Origin of the sequence: Bradyrhizobium sp. 215_C5_N1_1 (assembly GCF_052075935.1) — a bacterium.
GTDB lineage: Bacteria > Pseudomonadota > Alphaproteobacteria > Rhizobiales > Xanthobacteraceae > Bradyrhizobium > Bradyrhizobium barranii.
In genome coordinates this window covers 6,899,024-6,922,280 of record NZ_CP197228.1, presented here as the reverse complement: position 1 = coordinate 6,922,280, position 23,257 = coordinate 6,899,024, and the positions used below count along the sequence as shown (strand labels likewise).

Genomic DNA, 23,257 nt, shown 5'->3' with positions numbered 1-23,257 from the left:
GCGACACCCTCCCGCGCCATTTGGTCCGGGCCGAGCCAATTGCGGCGCGGCCCGGTCTGCGCAAGAATGTCTGTGGGGGCTGAGCACTAGACAAGGATCGACCGATGCCGCCGTTTGTCGCTTTCGCGGGCGTCCTGGGCGGGCTTGCCGTGGTCCGCTGGGCCTACAAGACCGCTGTCCGGATCAACCATGAGCTGGAGGAGATGCGCCTGTCGCGCGTCGCTGAAGCCGCCCATGCCGGGGATATTCAGAAGCTGAAACGTGACCCCGTGACCGGAGCGTATCGGCCCGGCTAGGTAGCGCCACTCGCGTCATGCCCGGGCTTGTCCCGGGCATCCACGTTCTTCGTACCGCGACCAAGGTCGTGGATGGCCGGGACATAGGCGAGCGGAAGTGACGCCGTCCTTCGGACGGCTATGCCCGGCCATGACGGAGCACAGGGCCGCTTTCCAGGCCCCCTTTGCCTTGATTCCCATCCCCGCCGTCGATACGGTCCCGCGCGATTCAACCCCCCCGCGAGAGCCTGATCTGACGATGGACGCCTCATTGCCCGCCCATATGCGCCCGGAACGCTCGTTCCAGGGCTTTATCCTCGCGCTCCAGCGGTTCTGGGCCGAGCAGGGCTGCGTGATCCTGCAGCCCTACGACATGGAAATGGGCGCGGGCACCTTCCATCCGGCGACCACGCTGCGCGCGCTCGGGCCGAAGCCCTGGAACGCCGCCTATGTGCAGCCCTCGCGCCGGCCCAAGGACGGCCGCTACGGCGAGAATCCGAACCGGATGCAGCACTACTACCAGTTCCAGGTGATCATGAAGCCGTCGCCGCCGAATCTTCAGGAGCTGTACCTGAAGTCGCTCGCCGCGATCGGCATCGATTCCGCCGTGCACGACATCCGCTTCGTCGAGGACGATTGGGAGAGCCCGACGCTGGGTGCCTGGGGCTTAGGGTGGGAATGCTGGTGCGACGGCATGGAAGTCAGCCAGTTCACCTATTTCCAGCAGGTCGCGGGATTTGAGTGCGCGCCTGTTGCCGGCGAGCTCACCTATGGGCTCGAGCGCCTCGCGATGTATGTACAGGGCGTTGATCGCGTCTACGACCTCAACTTCAACGGCCGCGAGGGCGACGCCAAGGTGACCTATGGCGACGTGTTCCTGCAGGCCGAGCGTGAATATTCGAAGCACAATTTCGAAGTCGCCGACACCGCGATGCTGTTCGAGCAGTTCAAGATGGCGGAAGCCGCCTGCCGGAAGTACCTCGACGCCGGCTGGCAAAAAAACTCAGAGTCCGGCAAGCGCGAGGCGCACCTGATGGCGCTGCCGGCCTATGACCAGTGCATCAAGGCGAGCCATGTCTTCAACCTGCTCGACGCGCGCGGCGTGATCTCCGTGACCGAGCGGCAGAGCTACATTCTTCGCGTGCGCGAGCTGGCAAAGGCCTGCGGCGAGGCCTGGATCCATACTGAAGCGGGCGGAGCGGCCTGATGCCCGATCTTTTGCTTGAACTGTTCTCGGAAGAAATCCCCGCGCGCATGCAGGCCAAGGCGGCCGACGATCTGCGCCGCATGGTCACCGACAAGCTGGTCGCCGAGGGCCTCGTCTACGAGGGTGCGAAAGCGTTCGCGACGCCGCGCCGCCTTGCACTGACCGTGCATGGCATCCCCGCGCGTCAGCCTGACCTGAAGACCGAACGCCGCGGTCCGAAAATGGGCGCGCCCGATGCGGCCGTGCAGGGTTTTCTGAAGGCGACGGGTCTAAACTCGCTCGACGAAGCCAAGATCCAGCGCGACCCGAAGGGCGACTTCTACATCGCGCTGATCGAAAAGCCCGGCCGCGACGCGATCGACGTGCTCGCCGAGATTCTGCCGGTCATCATCCGCACCTTCCCCTGGCCGAAATCGATGCGCTGGGGCGCGCGCTCCGGAAAACCGGGATCGCTGAGCTGGGTGCGTCCGCTGCACGCGATCACCGCGACGTTCGGGCCCGAAACGGAAGATCCCGATGTCGTCAAATTCTCGATCGACGGCATCGAGACAGGCCAGACCACCTACGGTCATCGCTTCATGGCGCCGGCGGCGATCAACGTACGCCGCTTCGAGGACTACGAAGCGAAGCTGAAGGCCGCCAAAGTCATCCTCGATCCGCAGGCGCGCAAGGACATCATCTTCGCTGACGCCAAGGAGCTGACGTTCGCGCAAGGGTTTGAGCTGGTCGAGGATCAGGTGCTGCTCGACGAGGTTTCGGGCCTCGTCGAATGGCCCGTCGTCATGATGGGATCGTTCGAGCCGGAATATCTCGCGATCCCGGAAGAGGTGATCCGCGCCACCATCCGCAACAACCAGAAGTGCTTCGTCGTCAGGGATTCCAAGACGGGCAAGCTGACCAACAAGTTCGTCCTCACCGCCAATATCGAGGCGGCCGACGGCGGCAAGACTATCGTATCAGGCAACGAGCGCGTGATCCGTCCGCGCCTGTCGGATGCGAAGTTCTTCTATGAGACGGACCTGAAGACGAAGCTCGAGGATCGGCTGCCGAAGTTCGAGCAGATCGTGTTCCACGAGAAGCTCGGGACTCAGGCTGCGCGCATCAAACGCATCGAACGTCTCGCCGCCGAGATCGCGCCTTTGGTCGGTGCCGATGTCGCGAAGGCCACGCGTGCCGCGCATCTCGCCAAGGCCGATTTGCTGACCGAAGTCGTCGGTGAATTCCCGGAAGTGCAGGGCTTGATGGGCAAGTACTACGCGCTGGCCCAGGGCGAGGATGCCTCTGTCGCCGCCGCGTGCGAGGAGCACTACAAGCCGCAGGGCCCCGCGGATCGCGTACCCACCGATCCGGTCAGCGTTGCGGTCGCACTTGCAGACAAGATCGACACGCTCGTCGGCTTCTGGGCGATCGACGAGAAGCCGACCGGCAGCAAGGACCCGTATGCGCTGCGGCGCGCGGCGCTGGGCGTGATCAGGCTGATCGCTGAGAACAACCTGCGTCTGTCGCTCATGAAGGTGGCAGCATCTGCACTCGCGGGCCTGTCGGTGAAGTCGGCCGATACGGAGAAGCTTCCAAGCGATCTCCTCGCCTTCTTCGCCGATCGCCTGAAGGTCCAGCTGCGCGAGCAGGGCGCACGGCACGATCTCGTCGACGCCGTGTTCGCCCTCGGCGGCCAGGACGATCTCCTGATGATCGTCCGCCGCGTCGAGGCGCTCGGCAAGTTCCTCGAGAGCGATGACGGCAAGAACTTGCTCGCTGGTATCAAGCGCGCCAGCAACATCCTCGGCATCGAGGAGAAGAAGGACAAGCGCGCGTTCGACGGTGCGCCGGATGCTGCGCTCTATGGCCTCGATGAGGAGAAGGCGCTGGCGAAGGCGATCGGCGAGGTGCAGGCGGAAGCAAGCGCTGCCGTCGCCAGGGAAGACTTTGCCGCCGCGATGAGCGCGATGGCAAAGCTGCGTCCGCCGGTCGATGCGTTCTTCGAGAAGGTTCGCGTCAACGACGACGATCCGAAGGTGCGTGAAAACAGGCTGAAGCTGCTCAACGAGATCCGCAGCGCCACGCGTGCGGTCGCGGATTTCTCGAAGATCCAGGATTGAGGCGGGGCCACAACAACGGTGTCATTCCGGGGCGTGCGAAGCACGAGCCCGGAATCCATTGAGCCGCGCGTGACGTAGAGAAATGGATTCCGGGCTCGCGCGAAGTGGCGCGCCCCGGAATGACGACCACACAAAAAAGCCCCGCCCGGCGGGGGGAGAACCGGGCGGGGCCTGATGTCCGTACTTCGCGATGCGCGCCAGCCTGATTGAAGTGACACGCCGGACATCGAGTTGATCGGAAGCGTTTTCAAGCGAAGTGGATACCGGTTCGCGTGAAGAAAACGCGTTCAGACGAGAATCTAATCCATCACCTCGACGACGCGCCGCGAGCGCGGCTCGACCAGCACGGTTGCGCCGTTTACGACGGTGTAGCGGTAGGTGGTGGCGCCGAAACGTTGCGGCACGTCATAATAAGTGACGCCGCTTTCAGGTAAGGTGGCGCCGACCACCACGCGATCCGGGACACGGAAGGCCGGCACACGTTGCTCGACGACATATTCGCGGAATGCCGGCCTCTGTTCGACCGCAATCGTCGGGCCGCTGTCGACGACAACAGGCGCGCGGCCAACGGTGAGACCGGATTGCGCAGACGCTGCGATCGGCGAGCCGAGCGCGGCGCCAAGCGCAGCGAGGGCGAGAATCCTGTTCCGCATGGGCAACTCCTTCGAACTGATTTCAGCCGGCGCTACTGGCGCGACCGGTTGCCAATGCATGTCCCCTTCGCAATGTTCCGGGAAAAGCCCTGCCGCATCAGCGGCAATTTCGGGCAGTTTTCGCGAAGCCGGGAACCTGTTCGCGCCTTGTGCGTCTCTACCCGCGGAACCCGGTCCGGTATGATCCAGCCGCGATTCGCCTCACGTCACGGAAAGACAATTCATGCACATCACCGTCGCCCACATCTCGCCGCTTCTGTCGCTGCTTGCGGGCGTGCTCATCCTGATCATGCCGCGCCTTCTCAACCTGATCGTCGCGATCTTTCTCATCATAAATGGTGCGATCGGGCTCGGATTGTTGAAGTGGCTCCATCTCTAGGCCTTCATTTTCCGGAACTCTTCGACTTGCGCGGGCCTGCCCAAAGTGGTGTAAGGCGCGCGATTTCCCTTTCCTCTCGCAGGTTGTGTGCAAGCTATGGCCAAAGCCGCCTCGAAGCCCAATAAAACTCCAGCGAAAACGCCAGCGAAATCAAAGTCCTCCGCCGCGGCGAAAGCCGCGCCGGCGGCTCGCAAGGCGCTCGCCAAGAGCACCTTGAAGAGCGCCCCGAAGCCGGTCGCCAAGGCGGCTGTAAAGTCGGCTGCAAAGCCCGCTCCGAAGCCCGCGGCGAAGGCTGCGACCAAGTCGGCTGCGCCGAAGGTTGCCGTGAAGCCCGCCCCCAAAAAGGCCGCGCCCGCCAAGGCGGCGCCAGCCGCGGCCAAGGCCGGCAAATGGGTGTTCACGTTCGGCGACGGCAAAGCCGAGGGCCGGACGGAGATGCGCGACCTGCTTGGCGGCAAGGGCGCCAACCTCGCCGAGATGGCCAATCTCGGCCTTCCCGTGCCTCCCGGCTTCACCCTCCCGACCTCGGTCTGCACCTACTTCTACGCACACGACAAGTCCTATCCGAAGGAATTGCAGTCGCAGGTTGAGAAGGCGCTCGACCATGTCGGCAAGTTGACCGGCAAGGTGTTCGGCGACGTCAAGAACCCGCTGCTCGTCTCCGTGCGCTCCGGCGCGCGTGCCTCGATGCCGGGCATGATGGACACCGTGCTCAATCTCGGCCTCAACGACGAGACCGTGGAAGCGCTGTCGGAACTGTCGGGCGACCGTCGCTTCGCCTATGACAGCTATCGCCGCTTCATCACGATGTATTCGGACGTGGTGCTCGGCTTCGAGCATCATCACTTCGAGGAAATCCTCGACACCTTCAAAGACAGCCAGGGCTATTCGCTCGATACGGACCTCAGCGCCGAGGACTGGGTCGGGCTGGTCGGCAAGTACAAGGACGCGGTCGCGCGCGAGACCGGCAAGGATTTCCCGCAGGACCCGCACGACCAGCTCTGGGGCGCGATCGGCGCGGTGTTCTCATCCTGGATGAACGCGCGTGCGGTGACCTATCGCAGGCTGCACGACATTCCGGAATCCTGGGGCACCGCGGTCAACGTGCAGGCCATGGTGTTCGGCAATATGGGCGAGACGTCGGCGACCGGCGTTGCCTTCACCCGCAACCCCTCGACCGGCGAGAGCAAGCTCTACGGCGAATTCCTGATCAACGCGCAAGGCGAGGACGTGGTGGCGGGCATCCGCACGCCGCAGGACATCACCGAGGAAGCGCGCAAGGAATCCGGTTCCGACAAGGCGTCGATGGAAGCGGCGATGCCGGAAGCCTTCAAGGAGCTGACGCGGATCTACACGCTGCTCGAGAAGCACTACCGCGACATGCAGGACATGGAGTTCACGGTCGAGCAGGGCAAGCTGTGGATGCTCCAGACCCGCGGCGGCAAGCGCACCGCCAAGGCGGCGCTGCGCATCGCGGTCGAGCTCGCCAATGAAGGGCTGATCTCGAAGAAGGAAGCGGTGACGCGGATCGATCCCGCCTCGCTCGACCAGCTGCTGCATCCGACCATCGATCCCGACGCCAAGCGCGACGTGATCGCGACCGGCCTGCCGGCCTCGCCCGGTGCTGCCTCCGGCGAGATCGTGTTCTCCTCGGACGAGGCGGCCAAGCTCCAGGCCGACGGGCGCAAGGTGATCCTGGTCCGCATCGAGACCAGCCCGGAAGACATCCACGGCATGCACGCCGCCGAAGGCATCCTGACCACCCGCGGCGGCATGACCTCGCACGCGGCGGTGGTCGCGCGCGGCATGGGCAAGCCCTGCGTCTCCGGCTGCGGCACCATCCGCGTCGATTACGGCCGCGGCACCATGAGCATCGGCTCCCGCACCTTCAAGACCGGCGACGTCATCACCATCGACGGCTCGCTCGGCCAGGTGCTCGCCGGCCGCATGCCGATGATCGAGCCGGAGCTGTCCGGCGAGTTCGGCACGCTGATGAAATGGGCCGACCAGGTCCGCAAGATCGGCGTGCGCGTCAACGGCGACACGCCGGAGGATGCGCGCACCGCGATCAAGTTCGGCGCGGAAGGCATCGGCCTGTGCCGCACCGAGCACATGTTCTTCGAGGAGACGCGCATCCGCACGGTGCGCGAGATGATCCTCTCCGAGGACGAGCAGTCGCGCCGCGCCGCGCTGGCCAAGCTGCTGCCGATGCAGCGCGCCGACTTCGTCGAGCTGTTCGAGATCATGAAGGGCCTGCCCGTCACGATCCGACTTCTGGATCCTCCCCTCCATGAATTCCTGCCGCACACCCATGCCGAGGTCGAGGAAGTGGCGCGCGCCATGAACACCGACCCGCGGCGCCTGGCCGACCGTGCGCGCGAGCTCTCGGAGTTCAATCCGATGCTCGGCTTCCGCGGCTGCCGCATCGCAATCGCCTATCCTGAAATCGCCGAGATGCAGGCGCGTGCGATCTTCGAAGCCGCAGTCGAGGCCGAGAAGCGCACCGGCAAGGCCGTCGGCCTCGAGGTGATGGTGCCGCTGATCGCCACCAAGGCCGAGCTCGACCTCGTCAAGGCGCGCATCGATGCCACCGCGAAAGCCGTGATGCGCGACACCAACACCAAGATCGCCTACCAGGTCGGCACCATGATCGAGCTGCCGCGCGCCTGCCTGCTCGCGGCCGAGATCGCCGAGAGCGCGGAGTTCTTCTCGTTCGGCACCAACGACCTCACGCAGACCACCTACGGCATCAGCCGCGACGATGCCGCGAGCTTCCTCGGGACCTACGTGTCCAAGGGCATCCTCCCGGTCGATCCCTTCGTCGCGCTCGACCAGGAAGGCGTCGGCGAGCTCGTCAAGATCGGCGTCGCGCGCGGCCGCAAGACGCGCCCGAAGCTCAAGGTCGGCATCTGCGGCGAGCACGGCGGCGATCCCGCCTCCGTCGCCTTCTGCCACGATATCGGCCTCGACTACGTCTCCTGCTCACCCTACCGCGTGCCGATCGCCCGTCTCGCCGCGGCGCAGGCGGCGCTCGGCAAGGCGATCGCGAGCCAGGCGTAAGCCGATTTGAAATGTTGAATGCGAAGAGGCGGGGCTAGGCCCCGCCTCTTTCATTTGAGGCGACACTCCACCCACACTTCATTTGCGAGCGCCCACACTCACTGTCATCGCCCGGCTTGACCGGGCGATCCAGTACGCCGAGGCCGTTGTGGTTGAGCGGACAGGCCGCGGCGTACTGGATGCCCCGGTCAAGCCGGGGCATGACACCGATGAAGCGGACACACTGCGCAAAAACAACGGAACTCGTCACGCGTCCCGTAATGATACGCGCGCGCAAGAGTTCCTTCACCATTCGCGTTGACCGAATGTTTACCGCTTTACGAGAGGCGGCGTTTACCAACGTGCATCATTGCCCGTGAAAACACCTGCAATCGCTTGAGTGTGCCGCACGCGCAACGCCGATTAACGCCCCGGCAACCTAAATTGGATATTGACGATAAAGATCGAATTGTACGGACGTACTGCGGTTCGATTTTTCTGGCGTAAGCGTAGCGTGAGCGTGTCGATGTCAGTGTTGCGTAACCATCCGAAGGGCGCGCGGTTCGCGTCCTTCGGAATCGGTCTCTGCATCTTCGCATTGATGCCGAGAGAGACCGGCTATCAGGATATCGCGTCGTTGCTGGCGCGTCAGCCCGGCGTCGCCGAGCGCTGGCAGAAGCAGGTGTTTTCCGCCGCGTCCTCGATCCAGCTCGCCACCTACAGCTTTTCCCGTCCGATCGGCACGTCGCTTCCGCAGAGCGCGATGGTTCGCCTCGCGAGCCTCGATGGTCGCGACGTCACCGGCGCGATCGGCCGCAATCCTGCGCTTCAGACGCCGCCGCGCTACCAGGCCGCCGATTTTCCCAAGGTCGATCGCTCCATGAAGGGGGATCGCCTCGCAAGCGTCACACCCACGCAGGCTCCCGAGACGACCGCACCATCGGCCGCGCCGGCACAGCAAGATCCCGCGACATCGAACAGCTCGGTGTTCGGCGCCAAGACCGCCGCGTTGCCGCAAATCATGTCGCCGGAGTCCGCGGCGGCGCTCGATCCCGAGCTTCAGGAAGCGCTGCGTGCGCCGCCGCTGCCGCAATATGCCAATCCGCCACAAGCCAGCGACGCAGCGCGCGCGTTCGCGGTCCAGCCGCTCGAGGCGCTGAAGCGGGCGACCCTTCCGGACGCAGCGCCGCGCGATCCCTTCCGCGTCAAGACCTCGAACCTGTTTTTCGGGAGCTCCTCGCTCGGCGGCAATCTCGAGAGCATCGAGAGCTGGCAGCCCGGCGCCGAGCCGCTGATCGTGATGCCCGATCCTGATATGAAGGTGACGGCCGCGCTGTCGCCGCCGTCGGCCGAGATCGCCAGGGACATCGAAAGCGGCGAGAGCGTCGCGCCGAAGGGCGAGGTCAACGCCGACAACCAGCGCGCCAGATCGCCGGCGGAGCGGCTCGCGCTCGACGACAAGTCGCGCGCAAAGGCCGAGAAGTGTCTCGCCGAAGCCGTCTATTTCGAATCGCGCGGCGAGGCCGTGCGTGGCCAGATGGCGGTTGCGCAAGTCGTGATGAACCGCGTCTTCTCCGGCAAATATCCGGACACCGTGTGCGGCGCGGTCTATCAGAACAAGCACCGCCATTTGGCGTGTCAGTTCACATTCGCCTGCGACAACAATGCCGATGTGATCCGCGAGCCCGAGATGTGGGAGCGCGCGAAAAAGATTTCGAAGGCGATGCTCGACGGCCAGATCTGGCTGCCCGAAGTGGGCAAGTCCACGCACTACCACGCCTACTGGGTGCGTCCGTCCTGGGTCGCCGAGATGAAGAAGATGTACAAGACCGGCGTCCACACCTTCTATCGCCCGCGCGCCTGGGGCGACGGCAGCGAAGAACCGAGCTGGGGCACCCCGGCCCAGACCGCCGCGCTCTCCGCCGAGCTCGCCCAGGAAGCCAAGAGCTCCGCCGAGATGGGTGTGAGCGAGCGAAGGTAATCATTCACGGAAGTTCGTCATGCCCGGGCTTGTCCCGGGCATCCACGTTCTTTGTGTTGCGAGGCGAGGCGTGGACGGCCGGGACAAGCCCGGCCATGACGGTGTGGCTCACGCCTCGATATCCAGCGCGCAGTCGAAGTTCGGCGCTGAATGCGTCAGCGCGCCGGATGAGGCGTAGTCGACGCCGGTCGCCGCGATGGCCGCGATCGAGTCCAGCGTGACGCCGCCGGATGCCTCCAGCTGGAGGCATCCCTCGTTGAGCCTGACGGCCTCGCGCAGCGTCGCGAGGTCCATGTTGTCGAGCAGCACGGCATCGGCGAGCCCGGTGCCGAGCACCTCGCGGAGTTGCGCGAGCGTATCGACCTCGATCTCGATCTTGACGAGATGACCGGCATGGGCACGAGCGCGCTCCAGAACCGGGCGGATGCCGCCGGCGACCGCGATGTGGTTGTCCTTGATCAGGATCGCATCGTCGAGCCCGAAGCGGTGGTTGAAGCCGCCGCCGCAGCGCACGGCGTATTTCTCCAGCGCCCGCAATCCCGGCGTGGTTTTTCGCGTGCAGCAGATGCGCATTTTGGTGCCTTCGGTGCGCGCGACATAGTCCGCCGTGAGCGTCGCGACGCCCGAGAGGCGGCCGACGAAATTCAGCGCGGTCCGCTCCGCCGTGAGGATGGCGCGCGCCGGGCCCGTGATCGTCAGCACGTGCTGGCCGCGGGCAATCCGTGCGGCGTCGCGGACATGTGCGCGCACCTCGATGTCGGGTGAGAGCTTTTGCAGCGTCGCCAGCGCCAGCGGCAAGCCGGCGATCACGCCAGACTGGCGGGCGACCAGGATCGCCTGCGCCTTGGTCGTCTCCGGGATCGTTGCAAGCGAGGTGATGTCGCCGGCGCGGCCGAGATCCTCGTCGAGTGCGCGATGCACGGCCTCGTCGATCGCAAGCGGCGACAGGAAGGCGTCGGGATAGAGCAGTGACGTCGGGGTGATCATGGGGGACTCCATCAGGCGGTCATCGGTCGGGCGGTGCGTGGCAGCGGACGCTCGCTCAGGCTCTCCGCGATCTCACGTGCCTCCGTGAGCGTCGTCGTCGTTCTCTGTGCCAGCGCCGGGACATCGGCCGGATGGTCGGAGCGGAAATGCGCGCCGCGGCTCTCGCGCCGGCTCCAGGCGGAAGCTGCGACGAGCAGGGCTGACGCCGCCATGTTGCGGAGTGCGATGCTTGCGGGCCCGCGTTCGACTGCGGCGAAGCTGCGCACGGCCTCCGCAAGCCCGTCACTGTTGCGGATCACGCCGACATGCGCGCTCATCATCGTTCGCAACCGCTTCACGGTGGCAGCGTCCGGCGTGCCGCCACGCGATGTCACCAACGCATCGGGAAGGCGGGCAGGCGAGGGGATCGCGCGGCCGGCGATGTCGTCGGCGATGCGGGCGGCGTAGACCACGGCCTCCAGCAGCGAATTCGAGGCGAGCCGGTTGGCGCCGTGCGCGCCGGTGGACGACACTTCGCCGCCGGCCCAGAGCCCGTCGATCGAGCTGCGGCCGCGCTCGTCCACTGCGATGCCGCCCATGTGGTAATGCGCCGCCGGCGCGATCGGGATGGCCTGCGTGGCGGGATCGATGCCGGCCGCGATGCAGCTTGCATGCACGGTCGGGAATTTGTCGGCGAAGCGCGCACCGAGCGCCTGCCGGGCATCGAGAAAGGCACCGCGCCCGGCCGCGATTTCGGCGAATACGCCGCGGGCCACGATGTCGCGCGGAGCGAGCTCTGCGAGCGGATGGAGCGCCGTCATGAAACGCTCGCCATCGCCGTTGATCAGCGTTGCCCCTTCGCCGCGCAGCGCTTCGGTTGCGAGCGGCGCCGGATCGCGGCCGACCATGATGGCGGTCGGGTGGAACTGCACGAATTCAGGGTCGGCGATGACTGCGCCGGCGCGCGCGGCGATCGCAAGGCCGGAGCCGCTGGCCTCAGGCGGGTTGGTGGTGACGGCATAGAGATGGCCGAGGCCGCCGGTCGCCAGCACCACCGCGCGAGAGGCCAGCAGGAGCGGACGTGCAGCGGGATTGCCGGCCTCGCGCAATTTAAGGCCGGTGACGGCGCCGTCCTCGGTCAACAGCGCTTCGGCGACGAGCCCTTCGATCAGTCGGATCGACGGCGTGCGGCGTACGGCCTCGCTCAGTGCCGCGATGATCGCGGCTCCGGCCCCGTCGCCGCGCACATGCACGATGCGCCGCGCCGAATGCGCGGCCTCGCGGCCGACAGCGAGCTTGCCTTCGAGGTCGCGGTCGAACGGCACGCCATAGGCGAGTAGGTCATGAATGCGTGGCGCCGCCTCGCGCGCGATGCCGAGTGCGACCGCTTCATCGACAAGACCGCCGCCGACGGCGATGGTGTCAGCGGCGTGCGCCTCCGGGCTATCGCCTTCGGCCACGGCCGCAGCGATGCCGCCCTGCGCCCATGCGGACGACGCCCCTTGTCCGAGCGGGGCGGCCGAGATCAGCGTTACCGGCCGCGGCGCGAGCTTCAGTGCACAAAAGAGTCCGGCGAGGCCACCGCCGACGATGACGACGTCATCGGTGCTGCGGGTGAGATTGTGGATGTTGTCTTGCATGTTCTGCGCTCAATTCTTCAGATTGATCATCCGCTCGACCGAACGCCGCGCGCGTTTCGCGAGCGCGGGATCGATCGTGACCTGCTCGCCAAGCGTGAGCAGGCTGTCCAGAATGTTGGCGAGCGTGATACGCTTCATGTGCGGGCAGAGATTGCAGGGGCGGAGCATCTCCACGTCAGGCAGCTCGGCGCGGACATTGTCGGCCATCGAGCATTCCGTGATCATGACTAGCCGCCGTGGCCGCCGCTCGCGCACCCAGTTGATCATGTGCGCGGTCGAGCCGGTGAAATCGGCTTCCGCCAGCACGTCAGGCGGACATTCGGGATGCGCGATGATCTGCACGGACGGGTCGGCGTCGCGATAGGCGCGCAGCTCCTCGCCCGTAAAGCGCTCGTGCACCTCGCAGGCGCCCTTCCAGGCGATGATCTTCACGTCGGTCTTCGAGGCGACATACGTTGCAAGGTAGCGATCGGGCAGGAAGATCACGGTCGGTGCGTTCAGGCTCTCGACCACTTGCACCGCGTTCGACGAGGTGCAGCAGATGTCGACCTCGGCCTTCACCTCTGCGGAGGTGTTGACATAGGCGACGACAGGCACGCCGGGAAATTTTTCGCGGAGCAGGCGAACGTCCGCGCCCGTGATGCTGTCCGCGAGCGAGCAGCCGGCGCGGCTATCTGGGATCAGCACCGTCTTGTCCGGGTTGAGCAGCTTTGACGTCTCCGCCATGAAGTGCACGCCGCATTGCACGATGATGTCGGCCTTCACCTTGGTCGCTTCGACCGCGAGCTGCAGCGAGTCGCCGCCGATGTCGGCGACGCAATGAAAGATCTCCGGCGCCTGATAGTTGTGCGCGAGGATGACCGCGCCCCGGGCCTGCTTCAGCTCGTTGATCGCCTTGATCGTCGGCGCCATCAGCGGCCACTCGATCGGGGGGATCACGTGCTTCACGCGCTCATAGAGCGGTGCAGTGGCCCGCTCGACGTCCGCAGTCCATTCCAGTGAGGGCTTCGGCAGCGCGGGGCCGGTTCGCGCTGCTATGGCGCGCGGAGGGGCGGGGACTTGGCCCTGCGGCCGGTTGGCAAAGTCGTCGGGGCCGTAAATTCCAGTGATGGGCATCGAAGCCTCCCGTGAATGCTAATTATGCTCCATGTGAGTATATATAGGGTCTGAGAAATCCGGCCGAGAGGGCCGGTGGGTTTCGCTAGAGCTCACATATACTCAATCTGAGTAAATCAAAGATAACACGCGCCTGAGCAGGCCGCTAGCCCCAGCCGCACACATTCCCGTCAAATCGCGCCCGGCGCGTCGGGGAGGGCCGCGATGAAACGCAATGCTCCGGCGGCAGCCCTTCGTGGAACGCAATCATTTTTGACTTGGGATCTTCATGCATTTGCATTAAACGCCTGACTCGCGGTTGCCTATTCCGGATCCGCCAGCGACTGATGAGGAACCCATGTCCACTCAAGCGGGCGAACTCGGTCCGGTCTCGCGTTCCTCCACCTGGCGCACCCCGGCGATCATCATTCTCTGCGGTTGTGCCATTGGCATGCTCGGCTTCGGCCCGCGCTCGGCGCTCGGGTTCTTCGTGCAGCCGATGAGCCACGAATTCGCCTGGGGTCGCGACGTGTTCGGCCTCGCGATCGCTTTCCAGAATTTGCTGTGGGGATTGGGCCAGCCCCTTGCCGGCGCGGTCGCCGATCGCTTCGGCCTGTTCCGGGTGATGTGTGTCGGCGCGCTGCTTTACGCCGGCGGCCTGCTGCTGATGCGCTATTCCTCGACGCCGCTGTCGCTGAATCTCGGCGCGGGCGTGATGGTTGGCTTTGGTCTCGCCGGCTGCTCGTTCAACCTGGTGCTGTCGGCCTTCACCAAGCTGTTGCCGGCCGAGAAGCGCGGCCTCGCGCTCGGTGCCGGCACCGCGGCGGGCTCGTTCGGGCAGTTCCTGTTCGCGCCCATTGGCGTCGCGCTGATCGACAATTTCGGCTGGCAGCAGGCGCTCACCGTGTTCGGCTTCCTGATGCTGCTGATCATCCCGCTGTCGCTGGCGCTCTCGACGCCGCCGGTGGCAACCACGGCCAACACGGCGCCGGCGGATGAGCAGACCTTTACGAAAGCGCTCGCCGAAGCCTTCGGCCATCGCTCCTATGTGTTGCTGGTGCTCGGCTTCTTCACCTGCGGCTTCCAGCTCGCCTTCATCACCGTGCATCTGCCGGCGTTCCTGGTCGATCGCGGCATCTCGACGCAAACCGGCGGCTGGGTGATCGCGGCGATCGGCCTGTTCAACATCATGGGATCGCTGAGCGTCGGCTATCTCCAGAACTCGCTGCCGAAGCGCTACATCCTCTCCGCGATTTATTTCACGCGCGCGCTTGCGACGCTCGCCTTCATCTCGTTCCCGATCACGCCGTTCTCGGCGATCGCATTCGGTGCGGTCTCCGGTCTGACCTGGCTGTCGACGGTGCCGCCGACCTCGGCGCTGGTGGCGCTGATGTTCGGCACGCGCTGGCTCGCCACGCTCTATGGCTTCGCCTTCGTCAGCCATCAGGTCGGCGGCTTCCTCGGCGTCTGGCTCGGCGGCATCGTGTTCGAAAAGTTCGGTTCCTATACGCCGATCTGGTGGCTCTCGATCCTGTTCGGCGTGCTGTCCGCGCTGATCAATCTTCCGATCGTCGAGAAACCGGTTCAGCGAGCGGTTGCGCAGCCTGCCTGATCGGCTAAACATCCCCTGAAACAAGTCCAGGGAGTTCAGTCGTGGCCACATTCAAGGCGATCCGGATCGACAAGGCGGACAAGGGCACCACCGCCGCACTCACGCAGTTCGACGACGCCGAACTGATGGACGGTGATGTCACGGTCGGCGTGGAATGGTCGACGCTGAACTACAAGGATGGCCTCGCGCTCACCGGCAAGGCGCCGGTGGTGCGTCGCTTCCCGATGATCGCCGGCATCGATTTCGCCGGCACGGTTGAAACCTCCTCCCATCCGCAATGGAAGGCGGGCGACAAGGTCGTCTGCACCGGCTGGGGCGTGGGCGAGACCCATCTCGGTGCCTATGCCGAGAAGGCGCGGGTCAAGGGCGACTGGCTGGTCGCCTTGCCGCAGGGCCTGTCGGCGCGCGACGCCATGGCGATCGGCACGGCCGGCTTCACCGCGATGCTGTCGGTGCTGGCGCTGGAGAAGCACGGCCTGTCGCCGAAGAGCGGCCCTGTGGTGGTGACGGGCGCGGCCGGCGGCGTCGGCTCGGTCGCCACCGCCGTGCTCTCGAAGCTCGGTTATCACGTCATCGCCTCGACCGGCCGCGCCTCGGAAGCCGACTATTTGAAAGAGATCGGTGCGGCCGAGATCATCGACCGCAATGAATTGTCGGCGGCGGCCAAGCCCCTCGCCAAGGAGCGCTGGGCGGGCGGCGTGGACAGCGTCGGCTCGACCACGCTCGCGAATCTCCTGTCGATGACGAAGTATGGCGGCGCAATCGCGGCGTGCGGCCTGGCGGCCGGCATGGACCTGCCGTCTTCTGTCGCACCCTTCATTTTGCGCGGGGTGTGCCTTCTCGGCATCGATTCCGTGATGTGCCCGATCGAGCCGCGGAAAGCCGCCTGGCAGCGTCTGGCCTCGGATCTGGATCGGACAAAACTATCTGAAATTACTCATGAAATTCCGATCGAGGAAGTTTCGGAATGGGGCGCGAAAATACTCGCCGGCCAGGTCCGCGGCCGCATCGTGGTAAAAATTGTCTAACGGCGTTCAGACTTTACCAACCAAGCTGCTTCAATGTTGCCTTGGTTAGTATGGTAAGCAGCGGGTAAAGAGATAAGGCATCGCCCGCGCTGGGGTTGGTTCGGAGTTGAGCATGCTTGCGCGTATTGTGTTGGGGGCTGTCACGGCGGCAGCGACGTTTGTGCCGGCCATTGCAGGAAGCATGAACGCCGACGAGGCGCGCCGCTTCGTTGCCGGCAAGGTGTTCGCGTTCACCTGCTTCGACGGTACCCGCGGCGCAGGCCGCATCCTCGACGACCTTGGCGCCGCCGGCGCGGTGCAGTTCTCGGGCGCAGGCCCGGTGAAGCATCTCCGCCTGCCCGGCAACACGCTCCAGATCCGCGGGCAGAACGTCTGCGCCTCGATCAAGGGCATTCCGTTCGAGCCCTGCTTCAACCTGGAAAAGACCGACGATCGCAGCTTCCGCGGCTCGGTGTCGGGCATGGGCTTCGCCTATTGCGACTTCCACCACCAGGGCGGCAATCAGATGCTGATGGCGCGCGCCGTGGCGCGTCCGCGTTCGCTGCGCTCTTCGGAGCGCACCGGTTCGGTCGCTGCGTCCAATACTGAAGTCGCCGCGCGCGTCGAGACGCCGCGTGTCGAGAGCAGCCGGCTCGAGCCGGTGAAGTCCGAAGCCAGATCGGAGCCCGCCAGGAACGACGCTCCGCTGGAATTGCGCCGCTCGACCCAGTGAGCTGGCTGCGCGGGACCGCCCGCGCATTTTGTCGTTGAAAATATTCATCGGTCACCAAGCCGCCGCGCCGTAGTCATACGGACGGCGGCTTTCATGCCTTGGTAGCGACTCGCGTCCCAGTTTGCGCAGGGCCGGGGGGTGCAAGGGTACTACGATGTCGCTGTATTTCTTTCGCATCAGCACCGGTCGTTATTCCGGCGCCGCCGACCAGCCGTACGAGTTCGAGGATCGCGCCGCCGCTTGGGCCGAGATGAGCGAGGTCTGCGCCAACCTGCTCGGCAGCATCGCGCGCAACCTGAAGCCGAACGCGAAGTGGAGCATGGAGCTGCTCGACGAGAACAAGAAGCCGGTCTTCCGCGTCAGCCTGGTCGGTGAGACCGTGTGCTGATGACCGCGAACGGGCAACCGTTAACGGACGCCAGCGCGTGCAAATCCGCGAGTTCCATTTCATTGCACGTGAAAAGTGTGCAACTGCAGTAGTTTAAGCACGATTTCAGTATTTCTACCCAGGCTGCCGCGGCCACCCTTAACGTTAATGAGTAACCTCGCGGTTAGCCTTCCCGGACTGTTCACGCGCGTCGGCGCGGCAATGCGTATCCGGGGATTATGTCGATGATGTTCATTCAGAACCTGCGAATTGGCACCAAGCTCGCTGTGACCTCGGCACTCACCATCGCGCTCGTCGCGCTGATGATCGTCCTCCAGATGAACGGCGACGCTGCGGTTCAGAAGCTCAGCAATGGGGCATCGGGGCAGCAGTCGATCGCGCAAAGCGCCGCGGAAGCCAAGGCGTCGGTCCGCGGGATGCAGATCGGCATTCGTGACATCCTGAGCTCCACGTCGCCGGCCGAGTTGCAGAAGGCCGTCACCTATTTCAACGATCGGCAGACCGCGGCCCTGAAATTCGCGGACGAGATGGCGAAGCTGTCGCGCTCGCCGGAGAATCACAAGCGGATCGACCGCCTGATCGTGTTGGTCGGCAATTTCAGCAAGGGGCAACAGCAGATCGAAGCGATCCGCAAGCAGGAGCTCGCCCTGAGCGCGAAGAAGGACGGTGAAGCCGCAGCGCCGCTCGCAAAGCTCGTGGCCGAGGTCGACCGCATCCGCAAGGAGATGCTGGCGCCGATCAACGAAGAGATCTCGGAGCTGACCAACGAGATCATCAACTTTGCCAAGCAGAAGAGTTCCGAAGCCCGCGCCGAAGCCGAAGCTGAGGCCGCGTCCGTCGCGCGGACCTCGTTCGTCGCCGGCGTGCTGGTCGCGCTGGTTTTGATCGGGGCGTGCATCTTCTCCGTCTTCAGCATTGCGCGGCCCATGCGCGCATTGACGGCGGCGATGGAGAAGCTCGCCGGCGGCGATTTCTCCGTGGTGCTGCCGGGCCTCGGCCGCAAGGACGAGGTCGGCGAAGTCGCCGGTGCCGTCGAGAAATTCAAGATCGTGTCCGAACAGAAGGCGCGAGAGGACGCGGAAGCCAAGTCGCGGCAGGATCAGCTCGCGGCCGAGCAGCGCAAGTCCGAGATGCGCAGGCTCGCCGACAGCTTCGAAGGCGCCGTCGGCGAGATCGTCGGTACGGTGTCGTCGGCTTCCACGGAGCTTGAAGCATCCGCCACCACGCTCACCTCGACCGCGGAGCGCACGCAGCAGCTCACCACCGTGGTCGCGGCGGCCTCCGAAGAGGCCTCCACCAACGTGCAGTCGGTGGCGTCGGCAACGGAGGAGCTGTCGTCGTCGATCACCGAGATCAGCCGCCAGGTGCAGGAATCTGCGCGCGTCGCCAGCGAGGCGGTCGGCCAGGCCCGCACCACGACCGACCGTGTCAGCGAGCTGTCGAAGGCGGCGACGCGGATCGGCGACGTCGTGGAGCTGATCAACACCATCGCCGGCCAGACCAACCTGCTGGCGCTCAACGCCACGATCGAGGCCGCGCGCGCCGGCGAAGCGGGCCGCGGTTTTGCCGTGGTCGCCTCCGAAGTCAAGGCGCTCGCCGAGCAGACCGCGAAGGCGACCGGCGAGATCGGCCAGCAGATCGCCAGCATTCAGGCCGCGACCGAGCATTCGGTCGGCGCCATCAGGGACATCAGCGACACCATCGAGAAGCTGTCGGAGATCTCCTCGGCGATCGCCGCTGCGGTCGAAGAGCAGGGCGCCGCGACGCAGGAAATCTCCCGCAACGTGCAGCAGGCGGCGGAAGGCACCCATCAAGTGTCGTCCAACATCACCGACGTGCAGCGCGGCGCGAGCGAGACCGGCTCGGCGTCCTCGCAGGTGTTGGCGGCGGCGCAGTCGCTGTCCGGCGACAGCAATCGCCTCAAGCTCGAGGTCGGCAAGTTCCTGGGTACCGTTCGCGCGGCCTGACCAAAACCGCAGGGAGAGCCTTGCTCCCTGCGCAACTCTCGGAACGCAAGAGCGGCGTCGATCGCGGTGAAAACTCCGTGTTTCTACGGCAAACGTGGTTAAGGGAAGCGGAATGGTTTTTGGACGAAGTTCATGGGAATTCAGCCGCTTGAGCGGCAACGTCCATGAAGGATTCCAGTCATGCATTTTCTCGGCCGCTTCCGCATCCTGAGCAAGATCCTCGGGATCGTCCTCCTGCTGTGCGGGATCGGCGCCGCGATCGCCTGGATCGGCGTCTCCGCCCTCAGCGATCTCAGCGAAAAGGCCGACGTGATGTCGACCGCGGCCAAGCGGGCCCTGCTCGCCGCGCGCGCCAACCAGAACGTCATCGCGCTGAACCGCGCTGAATTCCGCAGTGCGCTTGATCCGCGTGACGACAATCGCCTCGCCGCGCGTGATGTCATCAACGCCCAGCTCAAGCAGTATCAGGAGCGTTTCGACGAGGTCAGCCAGACCCCGGACGAGAAGGCCAAGACGCTGCTCCCGGGCGTGCGTGAGGCGTTCTCGGCCTACAAGAGCCAGATGGACACGACGCTCGCGGCCGTCGATGCCGAGAAGTCGGCGAAGCTCAGCGACAGCGCAGACAAGCTGCGCGACATCGCGATGAAGAGCAGGACCGCTGCGGAGAACCTTCAAGGCAAGATCCGCGAACTCGCCGATCGGCTGAATACGCGTGTCGAGGAGAAGAGCAAGGAAGCGCGCGAGCAGTATGAATCGACGTCACGCTTCCTGATCATCCTCGCAGGCCTCGGTGTCATCATCGGCGGCGCGTTGGGCTTCATCATCGGTCAGTACGGCATCGCGCGGCCGATCCGCATGATCGTCGGTGTGCTCCAGGAGCTTGCCTCCGGCCGCTATCAGGTCGAGATCGCCGGCCTTGATCGCAAGGACGAAGTCGGCGAAGTCGCCAAGACCGCGGAAGTGTTCCGGGAGAACGGCCTTGCCAAGATCCGGATGGAAGCCGAGCAGAAGGAGATGGAGCAGCGCAGCGCGGCGCAGCGTCGCCAGGACATGCTCCGGCTTGCCGACCAGTTTGAAACCGCCGTCGGCGAGGTGATCGAGACCGTGAGCTCGGCCTCGACCGAGCTCGAGGCTTCCGCGACGACGCTGACCTCGACCGCGGAGCACGCGCAGCAGCTTGCGACGGTGGTCGCTTCGGCCTCTGAGGAAGCCTCCACCAACGTGCAGTCGGTGGCCTCGGCGACCGAGGAGCTGTCGTCCTCGATCACCGAGATCAGCCGCCAGGTGCAGGAATCCGCGCGCGTGGCGAGCGAAGCCGTCGGCCAGGCCCGCACCACCACCGAACGTGTCAGCGAACTGTCGAAGGCGGCAACGCGGATTGGCGACGTCGTCGAGCTGATCAACACCATCGCCGGCCAGACTAACCTGCTGGCGCTCAACGCCACGATCGAGGCTGCGCGTGCAGGCGAAGCTGGCCGTGGCTTCGCCGTCGTCGCTTCCGAAGTGAAGGCGCTTGCCGAGCAGACCGCGAAGGCCACCGGCGAGATCGGCCAGCAGATTTCCGGCATCCAGTCTGCTACCCAGGAGTCGGTCGGCGCCATCAAGGACATCAGCGACACCATCGAACGGCTGTCGGAGATCTCTTCGGCGATCGCGGCGGCGGTGGAGGAGCAGGGCGCGGCGACGCAGGAGATCTCCCGCAACGTGCAGCAGGCGGCGGAAGGCACCCATCAAGTGTCGTCCAACATCACCGACGTGCAGCGCGGTGCGAGCGAGACCGGCTCGGCGTCGTCGCAGGTGCTTTCGGCTGCGCAGTCGCTGTCCGGCGACAGCAACCGCCTCAAGCTCGAGGTCGGCAAGTTCCTCACCACGGTGCGCGCCGCCTGAGGGCGGCCGTCCTCACCCCATCGTCCGCCGATTGCAACCGCCGCGCGAGGACGCGTGGCGGTTCGCATGCGTCCGCAGCCGATGCCGCGGTGAGAAGGTCTGCACGGTTAACCTTCCGGAAAACCGATGCAGTCATGATCTCGCAATATTCGGGTGCCGAGTCGCCCTCCCTGTATTGCGTATCGAACGTATCGGAGCACATTCAATGAGCGGCTTCTCCATTCGCCTCACCCACAAGGTCATGGCGATCGGACTCTTCGGCCTTGTCGGTCTCGTCGTCTTCGGCGCGATCTACGAGATCGGCAGCCTCTCTCAGGACGCCTCCCGCACCGTTGCCAACCGCGCCCGCGCGATCGCTGACCTGAACAAGCAGCTCACGATCGAGATGCTGGAGGCGCGCCGCAACGAGAAGAATTTTCAGCAGCGCCGCAACGAAAGCTACGCCAAGGCCCATGCCGAGCTGATGGGACCGATCAACCGCGATTTCGACGAGGTCGAGCGGTTGATGGCGGCCGGCGGTATGAGCGCGCTGTCCGACAAGACCAGGCAGGCGCATGACGGCTTCAAACGCTATGCCGAGGATTTCAAGGCGCTCGTCGTGGCCGAGACCAGACTCGGGCTGAACGAGACGCTTGGCCTGTCCGGCTCGCTCCGCGCCGCCGTGCACGACATCGAGGTGAAACTCAAGGAGATCGACGATCCCAGGACGACGAGCTGGATGCTGATGATGCGCCGGCACGAGAAGGACTTCATGCTGCGGCGCGACCCCAAATACATTGCCGAAGTGAAGAAGGCCGCGGTCGAATTCTCCAAGGCGATCGAGGTGGTCGCAGTCCCGATGGCAGTGATGAACGACATCACGGCCAAGCTCCAGAAATACCAGTCCGAGCTCGCGGCCTGGGCCGAGACCGCGCAGCAGAGCGCTACGCTGGACGCGAGCATGATGAAGACATTCCGCGAGCTCGAACCCTCCATGGTCGAGGTGCGGACCGCCGTCGACGCCATGTACAAGCAGGCGGACGCCGCGGAGGCCGCAACGCGCGATGCCGTGCGCATGTGGATGATGATCGCCTTCGCGCTCACCGTCGTCGTGCTCGCCGTGGTCGGCTTTGTCCTCGGGCGCTCGATCTCGAAGGCGCTGTCCGGCATGGTCGGTGCGATGACGCGGCTGGCGCGCGGCGAGCTTTCGATCTCCGTCCCCGGCGTCGGGCGCAAGGACGAGATCGGCGAGATGGCCGGTGCGGTCGAGGTGTTCAGGACCAACATGGCGGAGGCCGAGCGGCTGCGTGCGGAGCAGGCCGAGGCTGACGCGCGCGGGCGCGAACGGCGCAAGGCGGACATGCACCGCCTCGCCGACGGGTTTGAAGGCGCGGTCGGCGAGATCATCGACACGGTGTCGTCGGCGGCAACCGAGCTCGAGGCGTCCTCCAATACGCTGACCCAGGCCGCCGAGCGCGGCAACGGGCTCGCCACGGCGGTGGCGGCGGCCTCGGAGGAGGCGTCCGCGAACGTGCAGTCGGTGTCGTCCGCGAGCGAGGAGATGACCACATCGATCTCGGAGATCAGCCGCCAGGTGCAGGAATCGGCCCGCGTCGCCGACGTCGCGGTGGAGCAGGCCCAGCGCACCAACGCGCGCGTCGCGGAGCTGACCAAGGCGGCAGGGCGTATCGGCGACGTGGTCGAGCTGATCAACACGATCGCCAGCCAGACCAATCTGCTGGCGCTCAATGCCACGATCGAGGCGGCACGGGCGGGCGAGGCCGGCAAGGGCTTTGCGGTGGTTGCGACCGAAGTGAAGGCGCTCGCCGAGCAGACCGCGAAGGCCACCGGCGAGATCAGCCAGCACATCGGCGCGATCCAGACCGCGACGCAGGATTCGGTCGGTGCGATCAAGGAGATCGGCGACACCATCGCGCGGATGTCGGAAATTTCCTCGGCCATCGCCGCAGCGGTGGAGGAGCAGGGCGCCGCGACGCAGGAGATCTCCCGCAACATCCAGCATGCCGCGCACGGCACCTCGGAGGTCTCCGCCAATATCGGCAACGTTCAGCGCGGTGCAGGCGAGACCGGGGCTGCGTCGGCCCAGGTGCATTCGGCAGCACAATCGCTGTCTCAGGAGAGCAACCGGCTGAAGAGCGAGGTCGCGCGCTTCCTGGAGTCGGTCCGGGCGGCCTGAGGTCGTCAGTTGCTCCGTTCGAGCCGCGCATCGCGGTGCGCCGGTGTGGCGTCGCGCGATGTCTGCTGCACTGCAACTAATAATTGCGGAACATATAACGGCGGCGACAGCGAATTCCGTAGTTTCACGTAGGTTCCTGTTAACGCCTGTTTG

17 protein-coding genes are annotated in these 23,257 nt (G+C 65.3%); 13 read left to right on the top strand and 4 right to left on the bottom strand.

Features of this window, described 5'->3' with window-relative positions:
• Nucleotides 1–104 precede the first annotated feature (104 nt).
• The 3 genes from AB7G19_RS33170 to glyS all read left to right on the top strand — a co-directional run bounded on the left by AB7G19_RS33170 (nucleotide 105) and on the right by glyS (nucleotide 3,581).
• Nucleotides 105–296, top strand: coding sequence for a hypothetical protein (locus AB7G19_RS33170; RefSeq protein WP_071916131.1), 192 nt, complete (start codon nucleotides 105–107; stop codon nucleotides 294–296).
• Between the two features lie 238 nt (nucleotides 297–534).
• Nucleotides 535–1,482, top strand: a complete 948-nt coding sequence (locus AB7G19_RS33165) for a glycine--tRNA ligase subunit alpha (protein WP_028153882.1) — start codon at nucleotides 535–537, stop codon at nucleotides 1,480–1,482.
• Nucleotides 1,482–3,581 carry a glycine--tRNA ligase subunit beta gene (gene glyS / locus AB7G19_RS33160; protein WP_085402556.1) on the top strand — a complete coding sequence of 700 codons (2,100 nt, stop codon included), beginning with the start codon at nucleotides 1,482–1,484 and terminating at the stop codon, nucleotides 3,579–3,581. The genes AB7G19_RS33165 and glyS overlap by 1 nt, the downstream gene beginning before the upstream one ends.
• 299 nt (nucleotides 3,582–3,880) lie before the next feature.
• On the opposite strand, the gene AB7G19_RS33155 is transcribed toward glyS, so the two are convergent.
• The gene (locus AB7G19_RS33155; protein WP_038944551.1) at nucleotides 3,881–4,234 is read right to left on the bottom strand and encodes a DUF1236 domain-containing protein; all 354 of its coding nucleotides are present in this window, start codon (nucleotides 4,232–4,234) and stop codon (nucleotides 3,881–3,883) included.
• Between the two features lie 223 nt (nucleotides 4,235–4,457).
• On the opposite strand from AB7G19_RS33155, the gene AB7G19_RS33150 reads away from it, so the two are divergent.
• The 3 genes from AB7G19_RS33150 (at nucleotide 4,458) to AB7G19_RS33140 (ending at nucleotide 9,633) form a co-directional block, all read left to right on the top strand.
• Entirely contained in the window at nucleotides 4,458–4,613 is a 156-nt protein-coding gene (locus AB7G19_RS33150; RefSeq protein WP_014497329.1) for a DUF3096 domain-containing protein, read from the top strand.
• Nucleotides 4,614–4,709: 96 nt separating this feature from the next.
• A complete protein-coding gene (gene ppdK / locus AB7G19_RS33145; RefSeq protein ID WP_085402557.1) occupies nucleotides 4,710–7,673 on the top strand; it encodes a pyruvate, phosphate dikinase in 2,964 nt (987 codons plus the stop codon).
• Between the two features lie 505 nt (nucleotides 7,674–8,178).
• Nucleotides 8,179–9,633 (top strand): cell wall hydrolase, encoded by a 1,455-nt coding sequence (locus AB7G19_RS33140; RefSeq protein WP_085402559.1) that lies wholly within the window; start codon nucleotides 8,179–8,181, stop codon nucleotides 9,631–9,633.
• A gap of 108 nt (nucleotides 9,634–9,741) precedes the next feature.
• On the opposite strand, the gene nadC is transcribed toward AB7G19_RS33140, so the two are convergent.
• From nadC to nadA, 3 genes are read right to left on the bottom strand one after another with little or no spacing between them, the layout of a single operon-like run.
• Nucleotides 9,742–10,620, bottom strand: a complete 879-nt coding sequence (nadC, locus tag AB7G19_RS33135) for a carboxylating nicotinate-nucleotide diphosphorylase (RefSeq protein ID WP_085402560.1) — start codon at nucleotides 10,618–10,620, stop codon at nucleotides 9,742–9,744.
• 11 nt (nucleotides 10,621–10,631) lie between these two features.
• Complete coding sequence (locus tag AB7G19_RS33130) at nucleotides 10,632–12,239, bottom strand: L-aspartate oxidase (protein WP_135215920.1); 1,608 nt, start codon at nucleotides 12,237–12,239, stop codon at nucleotides 10,632–10,634.
• A 9-nt stretch (nucleotides 12,240–12,248) separates the two neighbouring features.
• Nucleotides 12,249–13,355 (bottom strand): quinolinate synthase NadA, encoded by a 1,107-nt coding sequence (nadA, locus tag AB7G19_RS33125; protein ID WP_085402562.1) that lies wholly within the window; start codon nucleotides 13,353–13,355, stop codon nucleotides 12,249–12,251.
• A 337-nt stretch (nucleotides 13,356–13,692) separates the two neighbouring features.
• Between nadA and AB7G19_RS33120 the strand changes: the two genes are divergently transcribed.
• The 7 genes from AB7G19_RS33120 (at nucleotide 13,693) to AB7G19_RS33090 (ending at nucleotide 23,104) form a co-directional block, all read left to right on the top strand.
• Complete coding sequence (locus AB7G19_RS33120; protein ID WP_135215921.1) at nucleotides 13,693–14,946, top strand: MFS transporter; 1,254 nt, start codon at nucleotides 13,693–13,695, stop codon at nucleotides 14,944–14,946.
• Nucleotides 14,947–14,987: 41 nt separating this feature from the next.
• Complete coding sequence (gene acuI / locus AB7G19_RS33115; protein ID WP_085402564.1) at nucleotides 14,988–15,974, top strand: acrylyl-CoA reductase (NADPH); 987 nt, start codon at nucleotides 14,988–14,990, stop codon at nucleotides 15,972–15,974.
• Nucleotides 15,975–16,086: 112 nt separating this feature from the next.
• Complete coding sequence (locus AB7G19_RS33110) at nucleotides 16,087–16,686, top strand: hypothetical protein (protein WP_085402565.1); 600 nt, start codon at nucleotides 16,087–16,089, stop codon at nucleotides 16,684–16,686.
• A gap of 154 nt (nucleotides 16,687–16,840) precedes the next feature.
• Nucleotides 16,841–17,074 carry a DUF6894 family protein gene (locus tag AB7G19_RS33105; RefSeq protein WP_028152150.1) on the top strand — a complete coding sequence of 78 codons (234 nt, stop codon included), beginning with the start codon at nucleotides 16,841–16,843 and terminating at the stop codon, nucleotides 17,072–17,074.
• A 224-nt stretch (nucleotides 17,075–17,298) separates the two neighbouring features.
• Nucleotides 17,299–19,041: a methyl-accepting chemotaxis protein gene (locus tag AB7G19_RS33100; protein ID WP_085402595.1), complete on the top strand. Its 1,743-nt coding sequence runs from the start codon at nucleotides 17,299–17,301 to the stop codon at nucleotides 19,039–19,041.
• Between the two features lie 180 nt (nucleotides 19,042–19,221).
• Nucleotides 19,222–20,928, top strand: a complete 1,707-nt coding sequence (locus AB7G19_RS33095; RefSeq protein WP_085402566.1) for a methyl-accepting chemotaxis protein — start codon at nucleotides 19,222–19,224, stop codon at nucleotides 20,926–20,928.
• A gap of 205 nt (nucleotides 20,929–21,133) precedes the next feature.
• Nucleotides 21,134–23,104: a methyl-accepting chemotaxis protein gene (locus AB7G19_RS33090; protein ID WP_085402568.1), complete on the top strand. Its 1,971-nt coding sequence runs from the start codon at nucleotides 21,134–21,136 to the stop codon at nucleotides 23,102–23,104.
• The last annotated feature ends 153 nt before the right edge of the window (nucleotides 23,105–23,257 follow it).

Excerpts from the sequence above, each read along its gene's own strand:
- AB7G19_RS33165 (WP_028153882.1), top strand. The coding sequence starts at position 535 with ATGGACGCCTCATTGCCCGCCCATATGCGCCCGGAACGCTCGTTCCAG.
- AB7G19_RS33105 (WP_028152150.1), top strand. The coding sequence starts at position 16,841 with ATGTCGCTGTATTTCTTTCGCATCAGCACCGGTCGTTATTCCGGCGCC.
- AB7G19_RS33150 (WP_014497329.1), top strand. The coding sequence starts at position 4,458 with ATGCACATCACCGTCGCCCACATCTCGCCGCTTCTGTCGCTGCTTGCG.
- AB7G19_RS33130 (WP_135215920.1), bottom strand. The coding sequence starts at position 12,239 with ATGCAAGACAACATCCACAATCTCACCCGCAGCACCGATGACGTCGTC.
- nadC (WP_085402560.1), bottom strand. The coding sequence starts at position 10,620 with ATGATCACCCCGACGTCACTGCTCTATCCCGACGCCTTCCTGTCGCCG.
- AB7G19_RS33090 (WP_085402568.1), top strand. The coding sequence starts at position 21,134 with ATGAGCGGCTTCTCCATTCGCCTCACCCACAAGGTCATGGCGATCGGA.
- AB7G19_RS33170 (WP_071916131.1), top strand. The coding sequence starts at position 105 with ATGCCGCCGTTTGTCGCTTTCGCGGGCGTCCTGGGCGGGCTTGCCGTG.
- AB7G19_RS33100 (WP_085402595.1), top strand. The coding sequence starts at position 17,299 with ATGATGTTCATTCAGAACCTGCGAATTGGCACCAAGCTCGCTGTGACC.
- glyS (WP_085402556.1), top strand. The coding sequence starts at position 1,482 with ATGCCCGATCTTTTGCTTGAACTGTTCTCGGAAGAAATCCCCGCGCGC.
- nadA (WP_085402562.1), bottom strand. The coding sequence starts at position 13,355 with ATGCCCATCACTGGAATTTACGGCCCCGACGACTTTGCCAACCGGCCG.
- AB7G19_RS33120 (WP_135215921.1), top strand. The coding sequence starts at position 13,693 with ATGTCCACTCAAGCGGGCGAACTCGGTCCGGTCTCGCGTTCCTCCACC.
- AB7G19_RS33140 (WP_085402559.1), top strand. The coding sequence starts at position 8,179 with ATGTCAGTGTTGCGTAACCATCCGAAGGGCGCGCGGTTCGCGTCCTTC.
- AB7G19_RS33095 (WP_085402566.1), top strand. The coding sequence starts at position 19,222 with ATGCATTTTCTCGGCCGCTTCCGCATCCTGAGCAAGATCCTCGGGATC.
- ppdK (WP_085402557.1), top strand. The coding sequence starts at position 4,710 with ATGGCCAAAGCCGCCTCGAAGCCCAATAAAACTCCAGCGAAAACGCCA.
- AB7G19_RS33155 (WP_038944551.1), bottom strand. The coding sequence starts at position 4,234 with ATGCGGAACAGGATTCTCGCCCTCGCTGCGCTTGGCGCCGCGCTCGGC.
- AB7G19_RS33110 (WP_085402565.1), top strand. The coding sequence starts at position 16,087 with ATGCTTGCGCGTATTGTGTTGGGGGCTGTCACGGCGGCAGCGACGTTT.